The organism is Lacisediminihabitans profunda (assembly GCF_008040105.1).
In the GTDB taxonomy this organism is placed as follows: Bacteria; Actinomycetota; Actinomycetes; order Actinomycetales; family Microbacteriaceae; genus Lacisediminihabitans; species Lacisediminihabitans profunda.
Map to the genome: position 1 here is coordinate 442,210 of NZ_VRMG01000005.1, position 21,034 is coordinate 463,243.

Consider the following 21,034-nt stretch of genomic DNA (forward strand, 5'->3'; position numbering starts at 1 on the left):
TGTTTGCCCGGGTTGAGGTTCCCTAAGTGCGGCAGGCGCGGTGACTATGACGTCTTGACGTTTTCAGGTAGCGCTGGTCGATGACGTGGAACAGTCTCGCGGTTAGTCCACCTATCCAGCGGGACTGCTGACGCCGAGGAGAAGGAATCAGAGCTTGGCCGGAGATCGTGGCATTCGTCGCAAGCGATCGTTCCAGCTACATGATCGTCGCAATTGTGGCGGCCCCGACGGCCGGACGGCCATCTAAGGAAGGTTTGCGCAGGGCCAGGTGAGCAAGCGGAACGGCCAGCTCGCGGAGTCGAAGGGCAAGGGTCTGCTCGGTGGCGCAATCGCCGGGTTGGCCCACACCGCCGAGTTCATCGAAACAGCCGCCGCGGGGAGTCGGCCCGCATCACTTGGGTGGCAGAATCGCAGCAACCTTGGCATCGACTTCGGCGCAGGTCACCGTGTGGTGCACGGGCCGAGACTGCCGCTACCATGCCATCACCTCGGCGGGCCTAACGGGTGATCTCGGTCTTGAGCGGATTTCGGGAACGCGCGCTCGCCCATCTGGGCATCAACTACCGAACCGCGGTCACTGGTCTGCGCGTTGTCCGTATCCTTGCTCTTCCGGGCAAGGCGAACGAAAGCACGACCGCCATGAAGGTGAAGCCGATAGACCACCAGAACGCTTCGTCGAACGCGGAAGAGACCGACCGGGTGCTTGCGGCGACATGTGCGAGGGCGCCATCGAGGATGACGGCGAGGAGCGCGACGCCGAATGAGCCGCCAACTTGCTGGGCGATGCGGGTGATGATGCTCGCGTGTGCCACATCCGATCGGTCGAGTCCGACGAAGGCGGCGGTCATGAGTGGGATGGTGACTGCGCCGAGCCCGAAACCGCGGACGAGGAGTGCGGCCATCAGGATCCAATCGTTGGTGCTCGCGGTGGCAAACGCAAAGGGCACGGTTGCGACGCCGACGATTGCGAAGCCGATCAGAGTGACCCACTTGGCTCCGAGGGTGTCGGTCAACCGACCGGCGAGCGACCGGCTGAAGAAGGTGCCGATGCCCTGCGGCACGAGCAGAAGGCCTGCACCGAGCGCGTCGACGCCGCGGACTTGCTGGAAGTACAGCGGCAGCAGCAGCATCGCTCCGTACAAGGCCGCGCCGGAGAGGAACAGCAGGGCGGATGCTGACGCCACGGCGCGGTGGGTGAAGAGGCGAATATCAACCAGGGCGCTGTCACCACGCCGCAGCGCATGGATCACGAAGGTGAGCAGCAGCGCAGCGCCGGCCAACAGCGGCCCGTAGACATCCGGCCGGGCGAATCCATTCGTGTTGCTGGCATTGGAGAGCCCGTAGAGGATTCCGACGATGCCCGGGGAGAGGGCGATGAATCCCAGCACATCGAGCGGTCGTTGCGCCATCCTCGGGTCGGTGGGCAGCATCTTCCAGGCCAGAAGGAACCCGACTACGCAGAAGGGAATGTTGACGTAGAACAACCATCGCCAGTCGAGCCAGTTCAGGATCACCCCGCCCAGGACCGGGCCGAGGATCGGCCCAAGCACCGCGGGCAGGCTGACCACCGACATCGTCCGTCCCAGCGACTTGCCGGCCGCGGCCTGCATCACCAGCGTCGTCATGAGGGGCAGCATCAGTCCGCCGCCAACTCCCTGAACGATCCGGAAACCGATCAGGCTCGGCGCGCTCCAGGCCAGGCTGGAGCCGATCGAACCGGCCAAAAAAACCATCAGGGCGAACATCCAGAGCAGCTTGCCGCCGAAGCGGTTCTGAGCCCAACTCACCAGCGGAATCGTAACGCCGAGTGCCAGCAGATACCCTGTGCTCACCCACTGGATTGTCGCCACAGAGGAGTGCAGCTGGATGGCGAGGGTGTGCAGGGCCACGCTCACGATGGTCGTGTCGAAAACAACCGCCAAACCGCCGACGATGAGCACCATCGCGACCCGCATGACCTTCGGGTCGACCTTTTCCTTGGTTGGTGCGGTGCTCATGCTCTTCTCCAATAAGATACGAACTAGTACCTTGGGCCAAAGTATCACCGGGCTGTACGATACGCAAGTGGATCTAGAGACTGAGAGCATTGCCAGGCGGCGCCGCGGCCGCGAGCTGGAGGACGCCCTGCTGGATGCCGCCTGGGCGCAGATGGTCTCGGGCGGGTACGGGGCGTTCACATTTGACGCCGTGGCTGAGCGAGCGGGCACGAGCAAGCCGGTGATCTACCGCCGCTGGCAGAATCGTCAAGAGTTGGTCGTCGCAGCCATAAAGCATTTCTTGACCCGTACCTCGCAGCCCATCCCGGACACGGGCAGTCTTCGCGGGGACGTGCTTGCCCTGCTGACGCAGGCCAACGAGACGCGTTCGACTATTGCTGCCGTCATAAGCGTGCAGCTTGCCGCCTATCACCAGGAGAGCGGAACGACGCCCGCCGAACTGCGCGAACAGATTCTCCGAGATCGCACCCTCGTGATGGAAACCATCGTGCGGCGAGCCATCGAACGCGGTGAAATTAGCACCGCGCGGGTGACTCCTCGAATCATTGCCCTGCCGCTCGATCTTTTCCGCCACGAAGCGCTGATGACGCTCAAGGCCATCCCTGCCGAAACCATGATCGAGATCGTCGACACCATCTTTCTCCCCCTCATCAATCAGGGGTCCACGCCGTGAGCGAATTCGGCCAGGCCGCCATCTGGAGAATCCAGGACGCTGTTTGCTGAGGCGAATCCAGACCTGTCCGGCGCCCTCAAGATGCGAAGGTCGCTGGTGAGTTCCGCGGCGGGATTCAGACTTTCGAGATCGACCGGCTGGCCCAGACACGGCTGGAAGCGACGATGCACGACTTCGAACCCACCGCCGAAATCGCTCACGCTCTGCGGAAGCGTGGGTCTGCAATGTAATTCAAGAGGCACTGCGCATCTGATCGGATCTCTACCCGCACCGCACGGGGCTTGACCGATTCGGAACCTCCAACAACCCCGGGGCAATTCACAACGACAATCACTGAGAACCGCCAAAAACTCAGAGCGACGCCTTTGACGATCGTGAGCATCGTTCCCTGAGCGGCCGCAGCTACGGAATGTGAACTCCCGAATCCTCGCCGTGAACGTCTTCAGGCGGAAGCATCGAAAATTCGTGTTCTTGAACGGTCACGAGTTGTTGAGCGATGATGTCTGCGATGGTGTTGGCCCACTCTCGGTAGGTTCGGCCGTCGCGTACTTTCGGGGCGTTTGTCGTTTCCAGGCCGGCCAAAGGGACGTATGTTGCGCTGAGTGCGGAGTTGCAAACTCGAATCGTCGTGCTGTTCATCTGCCGGGCATGGGCGGCGACGATCATGCCGATTCGTGTCTCAAAGCCAGGCACTGATTCGATCGGGGGGATGCCGGTCACAAAGGTAGGTAATGGGGGCGACGATCTCTGGCAGATGTAGCTAAGTATCTCAGAGAGTCGGTTCTGCCATTTCGCCAGTGGAATCAACCTGACGGCGTCGTTTGCGCCGAGTATGAAAACGATCGCATCGAAACGGGATACGTCGATCTTGCACAATATCGGCAGTGCGTTTCGTGCGGTGATCCCCATGTCGGCGACGAGTTCGACCGTGGTTCCGCGTCCGGTCCTGCGAGATAATGCGCGGCCGAGCGAGCCAGGTAGGGCAATTTCGTTTGTCACCACACCCCACCCGACTGCTGGACCGGAACCGAAGATCAGCACTCTGTAAGGCTCGAGACCGGTGATGGAGATTGTCGTCGCGTCGCGTGGACGCGGTGTCCATTGATTGTTGTTTGCCTGCTGAAAAGCCAACCAAACTCGCATGATCAGGGCCAGAAGGAGGCGACGTCGGGGAGACAACCTATTCCCGCTCATACGACGGAGAGTGCGGTGGGAATGTGCGCGGCAGATTCACCGAGCCTCCGGGAGCACCACATGTGATCGACTCTCTTCGCGGTTCATGGGGCCTTTTCGCTTTGCCGGCGAACTCTGCTGACGAGCGCCCTCCGGACCGGCCCTGTCAGCCATTGTTAGGGGGGACTGTTCGCCGGGTCGCGCTCATCGCGGCACCCTGAACTGACGGTCTGACTATGGAGAGACCTGCCTCCTCGGCGATCAGCGCTGCGGCCGCCCAATCGTATTCGTACAGATCGGATTCATGGAATGCGTCGAGTGTTCCTTCGGCAACGCAACAGATTTCTAGAGCTGCCGACCCAAATCTTCTTAGGTCCGAAAACGTCGTCATGAGTTCCGGTAACTGCGCGTATTGATTTTCGCGCACGGTTCGCGAGTACGAAAATCCGGTTCCGAGGAGACGACTCGCTCTGCCCGGCGGCGGGCCACTAATGCGCACGGCGTCGCGGCCGCCGCGCGACATCCAGGCGCCGCCCCCGAGCGAGGCGAAATAGGTCACTCCTAGGGCTGGAGCGACGACAGCGCCTACGAGCCACTTGCCCGTTGACGTTGAACAGGCGGCTACTGACGTGCAGTAGAACGGCAAGCCGCGAATGTAGTTGGTGGTTCCGTCGAGTGGGTCGATACTCCAGCGGACCGTAGCGCGGGCGCCGGGGGAGTCTGGCAATTCCTCTCCACTGACGAGGTCATCTGGACGTCTCGTCGCGATTGCGTTCCGAACTCGATGTTCTGCCGCGACGTCAACGTCGGTGACGAGATTGCCGATTTCGCCCTTGGTGTGAGTCTCAAAGGGCTCCCCAGACTGAGCTGTGAGTTCCTCCGCACCAGCGGTCGCGGCAGTGATCGCGATCTGCAGCAGATCCGCTAGCTTCGGCAGCGGTTCTAACGACATCACTGTTGTTCAGTGGAGTGTGGACCGGAACGCGCGGGCTTCTGACATGAGCTCCTCAACACGTGACTTCTCGACCCTGTTCTCGAACACGCCGTCCTTCTTGAAGTAAGTGCCTACAATGGCGCCGTCGGCGACACTGAGTTGCTCCGCCACGTTGTGCGCGCGGACGCCGGTGTTCACGAAGACGGGAACAGTGCCCGCTGCGGCCTTGACGAGCGCGAGTGACTGCGAATCGGTTGGTGCTCCGGCTGTCAGTCCTGAGACGCACAGCGCATCCGGCAGAGTGGCGAAGACGGTGGTCTGGGCGATAGAGGCCAGATCCCGTCCCGAGAGATAGGTCGCGGATTCGGGCACGATGTTGAAAAAGAGTTTGACGTCGGAACCCCCGATGCGTGCCCGGTGCCTGGCCACCTCTCCGATGTTCGTGTTCCACAGGCCGAAGTCACTGGCATATACGCCGGTGAAGATTTCACGAACGAATTTGGCACCGGTGGCCACGGCGAGGTCGATCGAGGCGCGCCCGTCCCAGAGCACGTTCACTCCGAATGGCACCTGAATATCAGGGAGCAGTTGGCCAATGATGCGTGCCATGGTGATCGCGGTGATCGGTTCTGTTTCGGTCAGGTAAGGCAGGCTGAATTCGTTGGAGATCATGATCCCGTCGACGCCACCACCCTGGAGAGCATCGAGTTCCTCCTTCGCGCGTTCAATGACGGCAGTGAGACCTGTTCGGCTGTCGAAACCCGGATCACCGGGCAGCGCGGTGAGGTGGAGCATCGCGATGACTGGTTTCTGGGGGGCAAACATTTCGTCCAGCCAGTTGCTCATGTCAGTGCCTTTCGTAGAGTTTCGCGTCCGCCGTATCTTTTGGGGGACGCATTCGTTATGTTAGTGTTTCACATCGTTCGTCGTCAATCTGATGACAATTTACACTTCTGAAACAAAAATAGTGTGAAGATGTAACAACTTGACCTTAGGGTGTAGCTATGGAAGCTAAAACGCGGCGGGCGTTGATCGAGACTCGTGTGCTCGCCACTGGTGAGATCGATTTCGTGTCGCTGGCCTCTGAGTTCGGGGTTTCAGAGATGACCATTCGGCGCGACGTAGACAATCTTGAAAACAAGGGGGTTGTCAGGCGAATCGTCGGCGGGGCGATCGCCCTGGTCGGTAAGTCCTCTGAGCCGCCGTTCGAAGCGCGCTCCGCTGCTGCGGCGATTGTGAAAGTTCGTCTGGCTGAGGCCGCGGTCCAACTCCTGCAACCGCACGAAACCGTCATTTTGGACAGTGGCAGCACCGTCCTCGCAGTCGCCAGAGCGATCAAGGGTCGTGGACTGGGATTGACCATCGTCACTCCAAGCATCCTCGTGGCGATTGAGCTCGCTGACGAACCGGACACCACAGTCCTTTTGACCGGCGGTCTCGTGCGTCCCGGGGAGCTCAGCCTGATTGGCGCCGAGACGCAAGAGACTTTCGCGCGTTACAACTGCGACACCTACGTAATGGGCATCGCCGGCGTGGACATGGATCGGGGGGTCTCTGAGTATCACCGCGAGGAAGGCAACGTCAAGAAGGCAGCCGCGAAATCGGCTGATCGCGTGATCGTCGTTGCCGACCAGACGAAACTGGGTCGCGTCCAGCTGATGAGCGTGGCTCCCCTCAGTGCGATCGGCGTGTTGGTGACAGACGGTGATCCAGCGGATCCAACCCTCGTCGCGGCAACGAACGCCGGCGTCGAGGTCGTGTGCGTTCGCAACTCAACGACGACGAGCCAGGGGAAGATGAAATGAGCCGATACACGATTGGCATCGACCTCGGTACGACTGGCACGAAGACCATCCTGCTCGACACGGAAGCGGGCATTGTGGCCCAGGCATCGCGCGAGTCTGCCCTCTATTCACCGCGACCAGGTTTCGCCGAGGCCGACCCGGCTCAGTGGCTACGCAACGTACAGGAATCGATCCGACAGGTCGTTGTCGAGGCGGGCATCAGCCCCCGGGATGTCGTCGCAATTTCTGCTTCCGGCATGGTTCCCGCCGTGATCCCGGTTGACCGGGCTGGGCGACCGCTCCGCCGGGCAATCCTGCAGAACGACGCCCGTGCCACCGTCGAGATTGGCGAGCTGACCGAATTGCTCGCAGTCATCGATCTGGTCGCCCTTACTGGCTCGGCACTCACTCAGCAATCCGTTGCTCCAACAGCAGCATGGATTCAGGCCAACGAGCCGGACGTATGGGCCAAAACCACGCACTTGATGGGCTCGTATGACTGGATCCTGCTCGCTCTCGGAGCTCAACCCCATGTTGAGCTCAACTGGGCGCTCGAATCCGGGCTCTTCGGCCTCGACACGCAACCCCTGGCCAGCGTGCTCGACGCCGCAAAGGTCGAAAGAGACATTCTTCCCGCGGTGCTTTCTCCGGGGGATCGAGCAGGGGTGCTCAGCGCGACCGCAGCAAACGATTGTGGGCTGATTGCCGGTACAGCATTGATCGTCGGAGGAGCTGATCATGTACTCTCTGCGTTCGCTGCCGGAGTTGAGAAGGAGGGCGACTGGTTGGTCAAGCTCGGCGGTGCTGGCGACATTCTCGTAGCGAGTGATCGCGTGATCGTCGATCCCCGTCTGTACCTGGACGCTCACCCTGTGCCCGGACGCTGGCTCCCCAACGGCTGCATGGCCACTAGTGGCAGCCTGATTCGCTGGTACCAGTCGCTTATCGGTGGCACGGACCTGCTGCGTCTCGATGAAGAGGCCGCCCTTCGACCGCCGGCGGACCTGCTGTGTCTTCCGTACTTCCTTGGCGAGAAGAGCCCCATCAACGACCCAGACCTCCGCGGTACGTTCGCCGGGCTCCACCTCGGGCACACCCGTGCAGATTTGTACCGTTCCGTTCTCGAGGCGATTGCCTTCGGGTTCCGACACAATGCCGACGTGTTCCGAGAAATCGGCATGAAACTCGACCGGGTGATGATCACTAACGGCGGCAGCAAGTCCACCCTCTGGAAGCAGATTCACGCCGAGGTCCTCGGGACGGAAATGTACCCAGTCCTCGACCATCCGGGGGCATCGCTTGGCGCAGCGCTTATCGCAGCAGTCGGGGTCGGCGCGATCAGCAATTGGGAAGACACGAAACGTTTTCTCAGGCTTGGTGAGCCAGTTGTTCCGGACCCGGCAAAGGTCCTCATTTACGGCCAGGCCTATCAGGAATGGCTCGCACTCGGGTCGGCAGTCGCGCCGATCTCCCACTCAATCGCAAGGAGAACACGATCATGACCAAGACCGTCGTAGTCACGGGGGCCGGGTCCGGAATCGGGCGCGCTATCGCGACCGTTCTGGCAGTCCGAGGGTGGCAAGTAGTGGTGTCGGACATCAATGAGGAGGCCGCAGAGGCAGCCTGCGCAGCTCTTGATGATTCGGCCGGCCAAAGGCATGAGTTTGCCCGGCTCAACGTGAGCGACCCCGGCGACGCTCAGCGGGTGGCCGACGACGTTGCCGATCGGCTTGGCCTTGATGCGTGGGTGAGTAACGCCGGTATCTCGTTCATGCAGAAGTTCCTCGACCTTCCGATCGAGCGCTACGACAAGACGCTGGAGATCAATCTCAAGGGGGTCTTCGTCTGTGGGCAGGCAGCAGCCCGCGCAATGGTGCGGACCAACCGCGCGGGTGCCATTGTGAACACCGCGTCGATGGCCGGCAAACAAGGAAAGGTTCCCTACCTCTCCGACTACGTCGCATCCAAGTTCGGTGTCGTCGGGCTCACCCAGGCGATGGCATTCGAACTCGCCGAACACAACATCATCGTGAACAGCGTGTGCCCCGGGTACGTCGAGACGCCCATGCAAGAGCGAGAGCTTGATTGGGAGGCGAGCCTGCGGGGGACCACTGCGGCAGGCGTGAAGCAATCGTGGATCGACGACACACCCCTCGGGCGGCTTGAACAGCCCGAGGACGTTGCTCGAGTTGTGGCTTTCCTCCTCTCCGAGGATGCCCGATTCATGACCGGTGAATCGCTAGCCGTGAACGGCGGGGCATTCATGGACTAATGGCATGAGTATCCAAGACACAGCTACACGCAACGAGAACAACAACACGAAACCGAGAGTCGAATACCAAGAGAAAGGAAGGCACCTGTGTCTTTCAAGAAAAGAACCATCACAGCGCTAGGAGCGTTGGCGATCATCGGGGCCAGCGCGCTCGTGCTCAGCGGATGTTCCAGCGCCTCGACGCCGGCGCCTTCTGCCTCGAGCACCGATCCTGCCGCCATGACGGGAACAGTGCGAATCCTTATGGAAGACGTGCCCGACAGCGACATCGTCAAGTCGCTGATTCCCGAGTTCAACAAGGTTTACCCGCATGTCACGGTGTCGATCGAGAAGCTCGTCTATGACCAAATGCGGGACAAGCTCGTAGCGTCATTTCAGGCACCCACCCCAAGCTATGACCTCATAGTGGTGGACAACTCCTGGATGACGGACTTCGTCGACGCCGGCTTCTTGCAGCCAGCCGACGCTCGCATCAAAGCGACCCCCAACTACGACCCCGCGGATTTCTTCACCTCCTTGACCGACATCACCAAGGTGAACAAGGTGCGCTACGGAGTTCCGTTCTACAACTACGCACTTGGGTACATCTATAACTCCGACATCATCAAGCCCAGCGAAGTGCCCACCACCCTCGACGGACTGGTCAAACTGTCGCAGAAGATCACCACCCCGACCATGGCCGGTTTGGCCATGCAGCCTCAGACCGGCTACAAGATCATGGAGGAGTGGACCAACTTCCTCTACTCAGCAGGCGGCTCGATTTACACCGGAACGGGGAAGGCCAACCTCGACACCCCCGAAGCCAGGACTGCGCTCAACAAGTACATCGAGCTCTACAAGACTGCCGCACCAAAGAACAGCCTGAACTGGGCGTTCGACGACGCCTTCCGCTCCGTGTCCTCCGGCGGTAGCGCTGCCATGGTGAGCTACAACTGGAACCTCGCCGCTTTGAACAAGCCAGGGTCCGGACCGTACGCTGGCAAATTCAAGCTCGCGCCGATGCCCGGCGGAAAGTCTGCCCTTGGCTCGTGGACATGGTCCGTCCCGACCAATTCTGGAAGCCCAGACGCGTCTTGGGCATTCGCCTCTTGGCTCACCTCAAAGGCAATCGATGTCAAACGTGTCGTGGCCGGTGGTGCGGCGATTCGGGCGAGCACGATGAAGGATCCCGCCGTTCTTGCCGATGCCTACGGTGCCGACTACTACTCGACGGTCACCAAGATCCTGTCAAACGCAGCGCCACTGACCGAGGGTGCAAACGGCGACGAAATGATCCAAAGCGTCGGTGAGCAACTGAACAATGCCGTCGCGGGAACGAAGAGCGTAAGTGACGCCCTCAAGGCCGCAAATGACGCCATAAAGACAATCCAGAAACGATAGTCAACGAACAATGGATGCCGACGGCATCGCGACGAGACGCAAGGAGCGGATCCACCGTGAAGTATGAACACAAACTGCTTACGCCCCTTCTGGCGGTGTTCGCGGTCGCCGTCGGCTTTCCATTGCTCTACAGTTTTTGGCTCGGCTTCACCGACTACAAGTTGGTGAATTCCGGAGCCACCAAGTTCGTCGGTTTGCAGAACTACATATCCGTACTGTCCGACGGGGCCTATTGGTCCTCCTTCGCAACAACCACGGCATACGTCCTCCTGTCAGTGTCGCTCGAACTCATCATCGGCCTGTCAATCGCTTTAGCCCTACAGAAACAAAAATGGGTCAAGGATCTCACGCGGTCAGTGCTGCTCGCCCCCATGTTCATCACGCCGATCGCCGTCGGGCTGATGTTCCGCTTCTTCCTCAACGACCAACTTGGTGCCATTCCCAACTTCCTCAAACAGCTGGGTCTGTCCTACGACTTCTTCGGGCCCGGCAGAGCTCTCATCAGTCTCGCCTTCATCGATGTATGGCAGTGGACGCCGTTCATGATCCTGCTTCTGTTGGCGGGTCTCGAATCAATTCCCAAGCAGCCTCTGGAGGCTGCGCGAGTGGACGGCGCGAACAGCTGGTATTCCTTTCGTCGAATCACGCTGCCGATGCTTTCGCCAGTATTGGTGGTCGCTATCCTGCTCCGAGGTCTCGACGCCCTCAAGGTTTTCGAATACGTGTTCGCGACGACCAGGGGTGGACCGGGAACGGAAACGAAAACAATTCAATTCTTGGCCTATCAAACGGGAATCACCTATTTCAGGCTGAGCGAGGCAAGCGCCATGGCGTTCATCCTGCTCGTTGTTGTTCTCGCCATCATCGTCATCCTGTTTCGTAACCTCGAGAAAGCCAGCACACGATGAGCCGCATAAAGCCACTCGGCGTACTGAGAGTCGCACTACTGTGGGCAGCCGTCATCACGGTCGGCCTACCGTTGATTTGGGTCATTCTCGGCAGCTTCAAGAGTCCTGCCGAGCTGAACAACCCCAATCAGCTCCTGTTCGTCCCCACCCTGGGTAGTTGGCGTGCTGTCCTCTCCTCCGACCTCATCTTTTCGGCCGCACGCAGTCTCATCGTCGGACTCGTAACGGTCTCCATCAGCGTCATCGTCGGAACAATGGGCGCCTACGCGATTGCTCGTTTCAGGGCCGGCGGATCGCTCACTCGATTCGGGATTCTGGCCGCCCAGGTGCTCCCACCTGCGGTGCTGGTGTTTCCCTTCCTCACCGTCGCATATGCGCTGCGCCTCAACGGGACTCTCGTGCCAGTGATCTTTGCGCATTTGAGTTTTGTTCTGCCGGTGGTGACGTGGTTTCTGATCGGGTTCTTCGCTGCGGTCCCCAAGGAGATCGAAGAGCAGGCTCGGGTTGACGGATTCGGCCGATTCGCGGCATTCCGACTGGTCGTGCTGCCGCAGGTGCTCCCCGGAATCGGGGCCGCTGCCATCTTCGGTTTTACCTTGTCCTGGAATGACATGTTCTATGGACTCATCCTCGCTCCGAGCAACTCCACGATCCTGCCGGTCGCCATCGCCGGATTCAACACCTTCCGAGGGGTTGAACTTGGCCCGATGTGCGCGGCCATACTCATCGCCGTAATTCCGGTTCTGATCGCCAGTTTCTTCATTCAACGCAAGCTCGTGCAAGGCATCAGCGGCGGCGCAGTCAAGTTTTAGGCCGAGAGACAAAGAGAGAAATGTCAACTGTCAATTTTGAAAAGATCGTCAAGTCCTACGGCGATACGTCGGTGGTCAGAGAACTCGACCTTGAGCTCCCTGATGGGTCATTCACCGTACTCGTAGGTCCATCCGGCTGTGGCAAGACCACCACGCTGAGGATGCTCGCCGGACTCGAAACTGTCACGTCCGGACGTATCCTCATCGGGGGTCGCGACGTCACCAAACTCGAACCCAAGGATCGTGACATCGCCATGGTCTTCCAGAACTATGCGCTCTATCCACACCTATCCGTGCGGGAAAACCTCGCCTTCCCGTTGCGAGCGATCCAGACGCCGAAGGATCAGGTCGCAACCCGCGTCGACAGCGTGGCTGGTCCGCTCGGTCTCACACCGCTATTGCACCGTAAACCCAAAGATCTGTCCGGCGGTCAACAGCAACGGGTGGCCATCGGTCGGGCAATAATCCGACAGCCATCGGTCTTCTTGTTCGATGAACCTCTCAGCAATCTCGACGCCAAGCTCCGCGTGGAAATGCGCACGGAGCTGCTGCAAATCCAGAGGCGTCTCGGAACTACAGCCCTCTACGTGACGCACGATCAAGAAGAGGCAATGACACTGTCGGACTGCATCGTCGTGATGCGCGACGGCCAAATTGCTCAGCAAGGCAAACCGCAGGACGTGTACGACCACCCGAACAGCACCTTTGTCGCAGCATTCGTGGGTAGCCCCAAGATGAACCTCATGGACGGGACCGTCACCGACGGGGTGTTCGTGGATGATGCTGGATTCTCTATCGGTGTTACAAACGTCGCCGCAGGAAGGTTCACACTCGGAGTCAGACCCGACGATATCCTGATCGGCCTGGACGAATCCTCCCCCCACCGCGGCGTAGTGGACGTTGTCGAGTTGCTTGGCCCACGTGCCATCGTGTCGGTCATCAGCCACGGTCAGAACGTCGCCGCCGTGGTTGAGGCGGCCTCGATGACCGGCATCCGCGAAGGCGCAACTGTGTCGTTGGGCATCCGGCCCGGCTCGCAGCACCTCTTCAACCAGTCGACCGGCTTGCGAGTCGGTAGCTAAGCCAACCCACTGATTTCGCGAATGCGGCTCCCGCTCGAATTCTCGAGCGGGAGCCGTTTTCTCAGTTTGAAGTAGCGAGGCGAATGCCACGTGCCGCTATCCCGGTGCTATCTGGATTCCCGGAATCACCAACAGAGAACGACACGAAAGGCCAGGAATCATTGAGATTCCGGGCCTTTCGTCCTGCCCCGGCCGTTTACCCTGCGCGGTGTGACGCCGAGTTGCCGTACCCCGAAGTCCCACCTCCGTGGCGTCTAAAATGGAGGGAGCCCCGCGTCGTCGGCGAGGGACGATCAGGGAGATTCTCCGTGGCCACCACGCGCAGCGCACCGCACGCCCCAGCCGGCGATGCCCCGGCCTTTGCCGATGAGCGGGTCGCCCTGTTCCGCGCGGACTTTCCGATTCTCGGCCGCTCGGTGAACGGCGTACCCCTCGTCTACCTCGACTCGGCGGCCACCTCGCAGACCCCGCTGGGCGTGCTCGAGGCGGAGCGGCACTTCTACAAGCACGAGAACGCGGCGGTCAACCGAGGCTCGCACACTCTCGCGGTCGAGGCCACAGACACGTTCGAGGCGGCCAGGGCGACCCTCGCCGGCTTCCTCGGCGCCCTCCCCGAGGAGATCGTCTGGACCTCGAACGCCACCGAGGGGCTCAACCTCCTGGCCTACTCCTTCTCCAACGCGAGCCTCGGACGAGGCGGCCAGGCCGCCAGGCGCTTCGCCCTCCAACCGGGGGACGAGATCGTGGTGACTGAGATGGAACACCATGCCAATCTCATCCCGTGGCAGGAGCTCGCGTTCCGCACGGGGGCGACGCTGCGCTTCATCCCGATCACTGATGACGGCGAGCTGCGCCTCGACGAGGCGGAGCGCATCATCGGCGACCGCACGAGGGTGCTCGCCGTGACCCACGCCTCCAACGTGCTCGGCACCATCAACCCGGTGGTCGACCTCGTGGCGCTGGCCCGCCGGGTGGGCGCCCTCGTCTTGCTCGACGCGTGCCAGTCCGCGCCGCATCTGCCGCTCGACCTGCACGCGCTCGACGTGGACTTCGCGGTGCTCTCCGGTCACAAGATGCTTGCGCCCACGGGGATCGGCGTGCTCTACGGGCGCCGGGAACTGCTCGACGCCATGCCCCCGTTCCTCACCGGCGGGTCGATGATCACCACGGTCACGATGGAGCAGGCGGAATACCTTCCGGCCCCGCACCGGTTCGAGGCCGGCACCCAGCGCGTCTCCCAGGCCGTCGCGTTCGCCGAGGCCGTGCGCTATCTCGAGGCGGCCGGGATGGATCGCGTGCGCGCGTGGGACTCCCAGTTGGGGCAGCGCCTCGTCGAGGGGCTCGCCGACCTCGACGGCATCCGGGTGGTCGGGCCGGAGGCGGGCCGCGAGCGCATCGGTCTCGCTGCGTTCGATGTCGACGGGGTACACGCCCACGACGTGGGGCAGTTCCTCGACGATCGAGGAATCGCCGTGCGGGTCGGCCATCACTGCGCCCAGCCCCTTCACCGGCGGCTCGGGCTCACCGCGACCACCCGCGCGAGCACCTACCTGTACACGACGACCGATGAGGTGGATGCGTTCCTCTCGGCGGTCGCCGAGGTGCGCGGGTACTTTGGAGTCACATCATGAGCGAACTCGACAGTCTCTACCAGCAGATCATCCTCGACCACTCGAAGGCCCGCCAGGGCAGCGGGCTCGCGACCGAGCCCGCGCCCGTCGGCGCGCGCCTCGGCGAGTCGCACCAGATCAACACCACCTGCGGCGACGAGGTCACGGTGCGCGTGGCCGTGGTCGACGGGAAGATCGAGCAGATTCGCTGGGACGGCGACGGGTGCGCGATCTCGATGGCCGCCGCCTCGGTGATCAGTGAACTCGGTGAGGGCGAGGGCGTGGGCGAGCTGCGCGCGAAGATCGAGACCTTCCGTGAGCTCATGCGGTCTCGCGGCACAGTGGAGGCGGACGAGGATGTGCTCGGCGACGCCGCCGCGTTCTCCGGCGTCTCGAAGTACCCGGCCCGGGTCAAGTGCGCGATGCTGGCCTGGGTCGCCGTGGAGCACGCCCTCGCCGAGGCGGAGGCCTGACGCGGGAGTTCCCGACCGCTCAGGCGGCCATCGCCGCCATCGCCGCGATCATGCTGCCCGAGCACACGACGTCGAGCAGCCAGCCCGGCGCCCGCGCACGCACCGCGGGAACAAGCAGCGCCGCTGCGCATCCCGCCCAGGTGAGCAGCACGACCCAGATCACCCACCAGCCGGAGGTCGCCGGTCCGTGGCCGATCATGGTGGCGGGGAGCCCGAGGGCAGGGGCCGGCCGAACGGCGAGATGCGACGGCATCACCAACACCGTCGTCGCCATGAACCCGATGTCGACGATCGAGACGGCCACGGCCGTGCGCAGCCCGGGGTGGGGATGGCGCCCGGATCGCGCCCGCAGCGCGAGTGCCGCCGCCGCGAGCGGCAGCAACAGCGCGAGCGTGATCGTCGATGCGGCTAGGCGGGAGAAGGTGGGGGCGGCGAGTACGGCGACCATGATCGCGCCCATCCCGAGAGCGGACAGCGCGTGCAGCGGGGCTCGGCGGTGCCGCGCCAGGGCCGCGCCCATCCCGCACACCGCGAGCACGAAAGCCACGACCGTCATCGCTGACCGCCCTTCCCATGGGGTCTATCTTGACATCGTCGCGGCCGCGGAGTAAGACTCAGGTCAGTGCCCTTCAGCAACGCAGGGCATCTGGGCGAGGAGGGCATCATGCAGATTCCGGCTCCATTCGACTACGCGCGCGCAAGCTCCGTGGACGACGCTTTGGCGTTGCTCGAGAGACACGGCCCAGAGTCCCTGATCGTCGCCGGAGGCCATAGTCTGCTGCCGATGATGAAGCTCCGGCTGGCCAGGCCCGAGTGGCTCATCGACATCAATGACCTGTTCGAACTCGACTTCATCGTGCGCGACGGCGACCGGCTGAGGGTGGGCGCGATGACGCGGCACACCACCCTCTTCGAGTCGGATGAGGTGCGCCGGCTCTTCCCGATCATCACGGATGCGGAGCGCACGATCGCCGACCCCGTGGTGCGCAATCGCGGAACGATCGGCGGCTCGCTGTGCCAGGCCGACCCGGCCGAGGACCTGTCGACCGTCTGCATCGTGCTCGGCGCCGAGGCGGTGATCCGGGGCACGGCCGGCGAGCGGGTCGTCTCGATGGCCGAGTTCCACGTCGGCCCGTACGAGACGTCGGTCGCCCACAACGAGCTGCTCGTCGAGGTGCGTCTGCCCATCCGCCCCCGCTCGGGGAGCGCATACGAGAAGGTCGAACGGCGGGTGGGCGACTGGGCCGTCGCGGCGGCGGGGGCCTCGGTGTCCCTCGCGGAGGACGGCACGATCGACCACGTCGCGATCGGCCTCACCGCGATCGGGCTGGACGGAACCGTCACCGAGGCCGAGGCGATGCTCCACGGCAAGGCGCCCTCGGAGGAGCTCTTCGTCGAGGCCGGCCGGCTGGCTGCGCTCGCCTGCGATCCCCTCGCCGACCAGCGTGGCGCCATCGACTACAAGCGGCACCTCGCCGACGAACTGACCAGAAGAGTCCTGCGACGCGCGAGTTCGCGCGCTGCCGAAGCACAGGAAGGCTGAACCCGATGCAGATCAGCATGACCGTCAACGGCGACGAGATCACCAGGGAGGCCGAGCCGCGCGTACTGCTCGTGCACTTCATCCGGGAGATCCTCGGGCTCACCGGCACCCATTGGGGCTGCGACACCTCGAACTGCGGCACGTGCGTGGTGCTCATGGACGGACTGCCGGTCAAGTCCTGCACCGTTCTCGCCGCGATGGCCGATGGCCACGACATCCGAACCGTCGAGGGCCTGGCCACCGGGGGAGTGCTCGACCCGGTGCAGCAGGGCTTCATGGAGGAGCACGGGCTGCAGTGCGGATTCTGCACGCCCGGGATGATGCTCACCGCTCGAGCGCTCCTCGACCGGAACCCGCACCCGGACGACGACCAGATCCGCGAGGCCATCTCCGGCCAGATCTGCCGGTGCACCGGGTACGCCACGATCGTCCGTTCGGTGCAGTGGGCGGCCGAACATCCCGCGGGGGCCGCAGCAACAGGCGAAGAGGTGAACGCATGACCATCACGGACGAGCGCGCGTCGAACCCGGCGGCGGGCGGCGCCGACCGACCGATCGGCTACGGCCGCATCCAGCGCAAGGAGGACCCCCGGTTCATCCGCGGCAAGGGCAACTACATCGACGACATCGTGCTGCCCGGCATGCTGCACAGCGCGATCCTGCGCGCCCCGGTCGCGCACGCGACTCTCGTCTCGATTGACACCACGAGGGCCCTCGCCCACCCCGGTGTCGTCGCCGTGATCACCGGCAAGGACCTGCTGGGCCTCAAGCTCGCCTGGGCGCCGACCCTGTCGGCGGATGTGCAGGCCGTGCTCGTGACGGACAAGGTGCGGTTCCAGGGCCAGGAGGTGGCCTTCGTGGTGGCGAACGACCGCTACGCCGCCCGGGACGCCCTCGAACTCATCGACGTGGAATACGACGTGCTGCCGCCGGTGATCGACGCCCGCAAGGCGCTCGACCCCGGTGCCCCCGTCATCCGCACCGACATCGAGGGCAAGACCGACAACCACATCTTCGACTGGGAGGCGGGCGACGCGGCGGAGACCGACGCGGTGTTCGCGTCGGCGGACGTCGTCATCTCCCAGGAGATCGTCTATCCGCGGGTGCACCCCGCGCCGATGGAGACCTGCGGGGCGGTGGCCGACTACGAACCGATCGAGGGGCACCTCACCCTGTACGAAACCACCCAGGCCCCGCACGCGCACCGCACGCTCTTCGCGATCGTCGCCGGCATCCCGGAGCACAAGATCCGCATCGTCTCGCCGGACATCGGCGGCGGCTTCGGCAACAAGGTCGGCATCTACCCGGGCTACATCCTCGCCGTCGTCGGGTCGATCGTCACCGGCAAGCCGGTGAAGTGGGTGGAGGACCGGTCGGAGAACCTCATGTCGACCTCGTTCGCGCGGGACTACATCATGCAGGGGGAGATCGCCGCCACGAAAGACGGCACGATTCTCGCGCTGCGCACGAACGTGCTGGCCGACCACGGGGCGTTCAACGCCACCGCCCAGCCGACCAAGTACCCGGCGGGCTTCTTCCACATCTTCACCGGAAGCTACGACCTCAAGGCAGCGCACTGCAAGGTCACCGGGGTGTACACGAACAAGGCGCCGGGCGGGGTGGCCTACGCCTGCTCCTTCCGCGTGACCGAGGCGGTCTATCTCGTGGAGCGACTGGTCGACATCCTCGCCCGGAAGCTCGAGATGGACCCGGCGGAGCTGAGGATCAAGAACTTCATCCAGCCGGAGCAGTTCCCGTACAAGAACAAGACGGGTTGGGAGTACGACTCGGGCAACTACGAGCCTGCGATGCGGTTGTCGATGCAGATCGCCGGCTACGAGGAGCTTCGGCGCGAGCAGAAGGAGAAGCGCGAACGCGGCGAGCTCATGGGCATCGGCGTCTCGTTCTTCACCGAGACGGTGGGGGCCGGTCCGCGCAAGCACATGGACATCGTGGGGCTCGGGATGGCGGATGGCGCGGAGCTGCGCGTGCATCCGACCGGCAAGGCAGTGGTCCGGCTCTCCGTGCAGAGCCAGGGCCAGGGCCACGAGACGACGTTCGCCCAGATAGTGGCGGAGGAACTCGGAATCCCGCCGGAGGACATCGACGTGGTGCACGGCGACACCGACCAGACTCCGTTCGGGCTGGGGACCTACGGCAGCCGGTCGACTCCGGTGAGCGGGGCGGCGGTGGCGCTCGTCGCCCGCAAGGTGCGCGACAAGGCCAGGTTCATCGCCGCGGCCATGCTGGAGACCCGGCCGGAGGACCTCGAGTGGGAGAAGGGGCGCTGGTTCGTGAAGGGCGACCCGAGCATCGGCAAGACCATCGCCGAGATCTCGATGGGTGCCCACGGCACGGTCGAGCTGCCGGAGGGCATCGACGGAAACCTCGATGCCGAGGTGACCTACGACCCGCCGAACCTCACCTTCCCGTTCGGGGCGTACATCTGCGTCGTGGATATCGACCCGGGCACCGGTCACGTCAAGGTGCGGCGGTTCATCGCGGTCGACGACTGCGGCACCCGCATCAACCCGATGATCATCGAGGGTCAGGTACATGGCGGTCTCACCGACGGCGTGGGCATGGCTCTCATGGAGATAATCCAGTTCGACGAGGACGGCAACAACCTCGGCGGATCGTTCATGGACTACCTGATCCCCACGGCGATGGAGGTGCCGAACTGGGAGACCGGGTTCACCGTGACCCCGTCACCGCACCACCCCATCGGCGCGAAGGGCGTCGGGGAATCGGCGACCGTCGGCTCGCCGCCGGCGGTGGTGAACGCCGTCGTGGACGCCCTCGCCCCGTTCGGCGTGGTCCACATGGACATGCCCTGCACCCCCGGTCGGGTCTGGGAGGCAATGCAGGGCCGGCCGAGGCCACCGATCTAGCATGACCGTCGTGGGTGGGAGTCTCGCCGAACGGGCACAGGAGCTCAGCAGTCGCCGGGAACCGTTCGTGCGCGCCACGGTGGTGCGAGCCCAGCATCCGACGAGTGCGCACGCCGGCGACTCGGCGATCGTGCGCGAGAACGGCGAGATCGACGGCTTCGTGGGAGGAAACTGCGTCGAGGCGTCGGTGCGCGAGTACAGCCTGCGCGCGCTGGCGAGCGGCGAGCCCGTGCTGCTTCGGGTGGTTCCGGGCGAGCCGTCGCGGGTGCAGGAGGAGGGCGCCATCGAGGTGGCCAACCCCTGCCTGAGCGGCGGCAGGATCGAGATCTTCCTCGAGCCGCAGCTGCCGGCGGCCCGTCTCGTGATCGTGGGCGCGACGCCCGTGGCGCAGGCCCTCGCCGTGCTCGGCGCCGGCCTCGGCCTGGAGGTGGAGCTCACCGACGGTGCCTCGGCGATGCCCAGGGCGGACGACGCGGCGCTCATCGTCGCGTCGCACGGCCGCGACGAGGAGCCGGCCCTGGAGGCCGCGCTCCGCGCCGGAGTGCCCTACGTGGGGCTCGTGGCGAGCGGCACACGCGGGGCGGCGGTCGTTGCCTCCCTCGACGTCGACGAAGAGCAGCGTGCCCGGGTGTACACCCCGGCCGGGCTCCGGCTCGGGGCGCGCACGCCCGCCGAGATCGCCCTGTCCATCCTGGCCCAGCTGGTCGAGGAGCGGGCGTCTGGCCGGCTCGCGGCGTCCACCCCCGCCCCGCCTCCGCAGACGGCGATCGATCCGGTCTGCGGCATGACGGTCGCCGCCGTGCCGGCATCGCTGCACGTCGAACACGGCGGGTCGACGGTCTATTTCTGCTCGGCGGGCTGCCGAACCGCCTTTCTCGCCGACCCGGAACGCTATGCCGCCGCCGGCTGAGGCGGGTGTCGCCGCCCTCGTGCTCGCCGCCGGCGCCTCCGTGCGTCTCGGCCGGCCGAAGCAGCTCCTTCCGTACCGCGGCGGGGTGCTGCTGGATGCCGCGCTCGATACCGCCCGCGAAAGCAGCGTCGACCAGATTGTCCTCGCCCTCGGCGGGTCGGCCGGCGAGGTGGTGCGCGCCGTGGACACGAGCCTGTGCGACGTGGTGCTGAACCCGCACTTCGGGGAGGGATGTTCCTCATCGATCGCGGCGGCCCTCCCGGCGGTGCGGCCGGACATCGGGGTGCTGGTTCTGCTGCTCGCGGACGAGCCGGGCGTCGGGGCGGACACTGTGCGGCACCTGCTCGGCGGGCGGGGCGACAGCCTCATCGCGGTGTGCCGCTACGACGACGGCATCGGTCATCCGTTCGCCTTCGCGCGTCCGGTCTTCGCCGACCTCGCCGCGCTGCACGGCGACAAGGGCGTCTGGAAGCTCATCGAGCGGCAGGCGGCCGACGTGCGGGAGGTGCGGGTTGCCGGTCGGATTCCCCTCGATGTCGACACCGAGGAGGACTACCGGCATTTGCTCGCCGAGCTCGAGGGGGCCCGGTGAC

General features: G+C 63.9%; 21 protein-coding genes. 15 read left to right on the top strand and 6 right to left on the bottom strand.

Annotated features, from left to right (window positions below; all coding sequences use genetic code 11):
- Positions 1-560: 560 nt before the first annotated feature.
- Complete coding sequence (locus FVP33_RS06590; protein WP_147782820.1) at positions 561-1,997, bottom strand: MDR family MFS transporter; 1,437 nt, start codon at positions 1,995-1,997, stop codon at positions 561-563.
- Positions 1,998-2,064: 67 nt separating this feature from the next.
- Here FVP33_RS06590 and FVP33_RS06595 point away from each other — a divergent pair, with 67 nt between their 5' ends.
- Positions 2,065-2,670: a TetR/AcrR family transcriptional regulator gene (locus FVP33_RS06595; RefSeq protein WP_246142205.1), complete on the top strand. Its 606-nt coding sequence runs from the start codon at positions 2,065-2,067 to the stop codon at positions 2,668-2,670.
- Here FVP33_RS06595 and FVP33_RS06600 read toward each other — a convergent pair.
- The 4 genes from FVP33_RS06600 to FVP33_RS06615 form a co-directional block, all read right to left on the bottom strand.
- Positions 2,652-2,870 carry a hypothetical protein gene (locus tag FVP33_RS06600; RefSeq protein WP_147782821.1) on the bottom strand — a complete coding sequence of 73 codons (219 nt, stop codon included), beginning with the start codon at positions 2,868-2,870 and terminating at the stop codon, positions 2,652-2,654. The two genes, FVP33_RS06595 and FVP33_RS06600, sit on opposite strands and share 19 nt — an antisense overlap.
- Before the next feature lie 202 nt (positions 2,871-3,072).
- On the bottom strand, positions 3,073-3,801 hold the full coding sequence (locus FVP33_RS06605; RefSeq protein ID WP_147782822.1) for an SGNH/GDSL hydrolase family protein: 729 nt from the start codon (positions 3,799-3,801) through the stop codon (positions 3,073-3,075).
- A 208-nt stretch (positions 3,802-4,009) separates the two neighbouring features.
- On the bottom strand, positions 4,010-4,795 hold the full coding sequence (locus tag FVP33_RS06610) for an inositol monophosphatase family protein (RefSeq protein WP_187270602.1): 786 nt from the start codon (positions 4,793-4,795) through the stop codon (positions 4,010-4,012).
- A 9-nt stretch (positions 4,796-4,804) separates the two neighbouring features.
- Positions 4,805-5,623 (bottom strand): BtpA/SgcQ family protein, encoded by an 819-nt coding sequence (locus FVP33_RS06615; protein WP_147782824.1) that lies wholly within the window; start codon positions 5,621-5,623, stop codon positions 4,805-4,807.
- A 158-nt stretch (positions 5,624-5,781) separates the two neighbouring features.
- On the opposite strand from FVP33_RS06615, the gene FVP33_RS06620 reads away from it, so the two are divergent.
- The 9 genes from FVP33_RS06620 to sufU all read left to right on the top strand — a co-directional run bounded on the left by FVP33_RS06620 (position 5,782) and on the right by sufU (position 15,098).
- Positions 5,782-6,582 carry a DeoR/GlpR family DNA-binding transcription regulator gene (locus FVP33_RS06620; RefSeq protein WP_147782825.1) on the top strand — a complete coding sequence of 267 codons (801 nt, stop codon included), beginning with the start codon at positions 5,782-5,784 and terminating at the stop codon, positions 6,580-6,582.
- The gene (locus tag FVP33_RS06625) at positions 6,579-8,063 is read left to right on the top strand and encodes an FGGY-family carbohydrate kinase (protein WP_147782826.1); all 1,485 of its coding nucleotides are present in this window, start codon (positions 6,579-6,581) and stop codon (positions 8,061-8,063) included. The genes FVP33_RS06620 and FVP33_RS06625 overlap by 4 nt, the downstream gene beginning before the upstream one ends.
- A complete protein-coding gene (locus tag FVP33_RS06630; RefSeq protein WP_147782827.1) occupies positions 8,060-8,833 on the top strand; it encodes an SDR family NAD(P)-dependent oxidoreductase in 774 nt (257 codons plus the stop codon). The genes FVP33_RS06625 and FVP33_RS06630 overlap by 4 nt, the downstream gene beginning before the upstream one ends.
- A gap of 87 nt (positions 8,834-8,920) precedes the next feature.
- Complete coding sequence (locus FVP33_RS06635; RefSeq protein WP_222706638.1) at positions 8,921-10,213, top strand: ABC transporter substrate-binding protein; 1,293 nt, start codon at positions 8,921-8,923, stop codon at positions 10,211-10,213.
- 56 nt (positions 10,214-10,269) lie between these two features.
- On the top strand, positions 10,270-11,121 hold the full coding sequence (locus FVP33_RS06640; protein ID WP_147782828.1) for a carbohydrate ABC transporter permease: 852 nt from the start codon (positions 10,270-10,272) through the stop codon (positions 11,119-11,121).
- Positions 11,118-11,933: a carbohydrate ABC transporter permease gene (locus FVP33_RS06645; protein ID WP_147782829.1), complete on the top strand. Its 816-nt coding sequence runs from the start codon at positions 11,118-11,120 to the stop codon at positions 11,931-11,933. The genes FVP33_RS06640 and FVP33_RS06645 overlap by 4 nt, the downstream gene beginning before the upstream one ends.
- A gap of 20 nt (positions 11,934-11,953) precedes the next feature.
- Positions 11,954-13,015 (top strand): ABC transporter ATP-binding protein, encoded by a 1,062-nt coding sequence (locus tag FVP33_RS06650; protein WP_147782830.1) that lies wholly within the window; start codon positions 11,954-11,956, stop codon positions 13,013-13,015.
- A gap of 380 nt (positions 13,016-13,395) precedes the next feature.
- Positions 13,396-14,646, top strand: coding sequence for a cysteine desulfurase (locus FVP33_RS06655; protein ID WP_246142249.1), 1,251 nt, complete (start codon positions 13,396-13,398; stop codon positions 14,644-14,646).
- Positions 14,643-15,098 (top strand): Fe-S cluster assembly sulfur transfer protein SufU, encoded by a 456-nt coding sequence (gene sufU, locus FVP33_RS06660; RefSeq protein WP_147782832.1) that lies wholly within the window; start codon positions 14,643-14,645, stop codon positions 15,096-15,098. The genes FVP33_RS06655 and sufU overlap by 4 nt, the downstream gene beginning before the upstream one ends.
- Positions 15,099-15,117: 19 nt before the next feature.
- Here the strand turns inward: sufU and FVP33_RS06665 are convergent, their stop codons facing one another.
- Positions 15,118-15,654 (bottom strand): hypothetical protein, encoded by a 537-nt coding sequence (locus tag FVP33_RS06665; protein WP_147782833.1) that lies wholly within the window; start codon positions 15,652-15,654, stop codon positions 15,118-15,120.
- Between the two features lie 66 nt (positions 15,655-15,720).
- Here FVP33_RS06665 and FVP33_RS06670 point away from each other — a divergent pair, with 66 nt between their 5' ends.
- From FVP33_RS06670 to FVP33_RS06690, 5 genes are read left to right on the top strand one after another with little or no spacing between them, the layout of a single operon-like run.
- Positions 15,721-16,641: an FAD binding domain-containing protein gene (locus FVP33_RS06670; protein WP_246142206.1), complete on the top strand. Its 921-nt coding sequence runs from the start codon at positions 15,721-15,723 to the stop codon at positions 16,639-16,641.
- Positions 16,642-16,646: 5 nt separating this feature from the next.
- Positions 16,647-17,141, top strand: a complete 495-nt coding sequence (locus FVP33_RS06675) for a (2Fe-2S)-binding protein (RefSeq protein ID WP_147782834.1) — start codon at positions 16,647-16,649, stop codon at positions 17,139-17,141.
- Positions 17,138-19,531, top strand: a complete 2,394-nt coding sequence (locus FVP33_RS06680; RefSeq protein ID WP_147782835.1) for an aerobic carbon-monoxide dehydrogenase large subunit — start codon at positions 17,138-17,140, stop codon at positions 19,529-19,531. The genes FVP33_RS06675 and FVP33_RS06680 overlap by 4 nt, the downstream gene beginning before the upstream one ends.
- Position 19,532: 1 nt before the next feature.
- On the top strand, positions 19,533-20,441 hold the full coding sequence (locus FVP33_RS06685) for an XdhC family protein (RefSeq protein WP_147782836.1): 909 nt from the start codon (positions 19,533-19,535) through the stop codon (positions 20,439-20,441).
- Entirely contained in the window at positions 20,425-21,033 is a 609-nt protein-coding gene (locus FVP33_RS06690) for a nucleotidyltransferase family protein (RefSeq protein WP_147782837.1), read from the top strand. Before FVP33_RS06685 ends, FVP33_RS06690 begins: the two co-directional genes overlap by 17 nt.
- The last annotated feature ends 1 nt before the right edge of the window (position 21,034 follow it).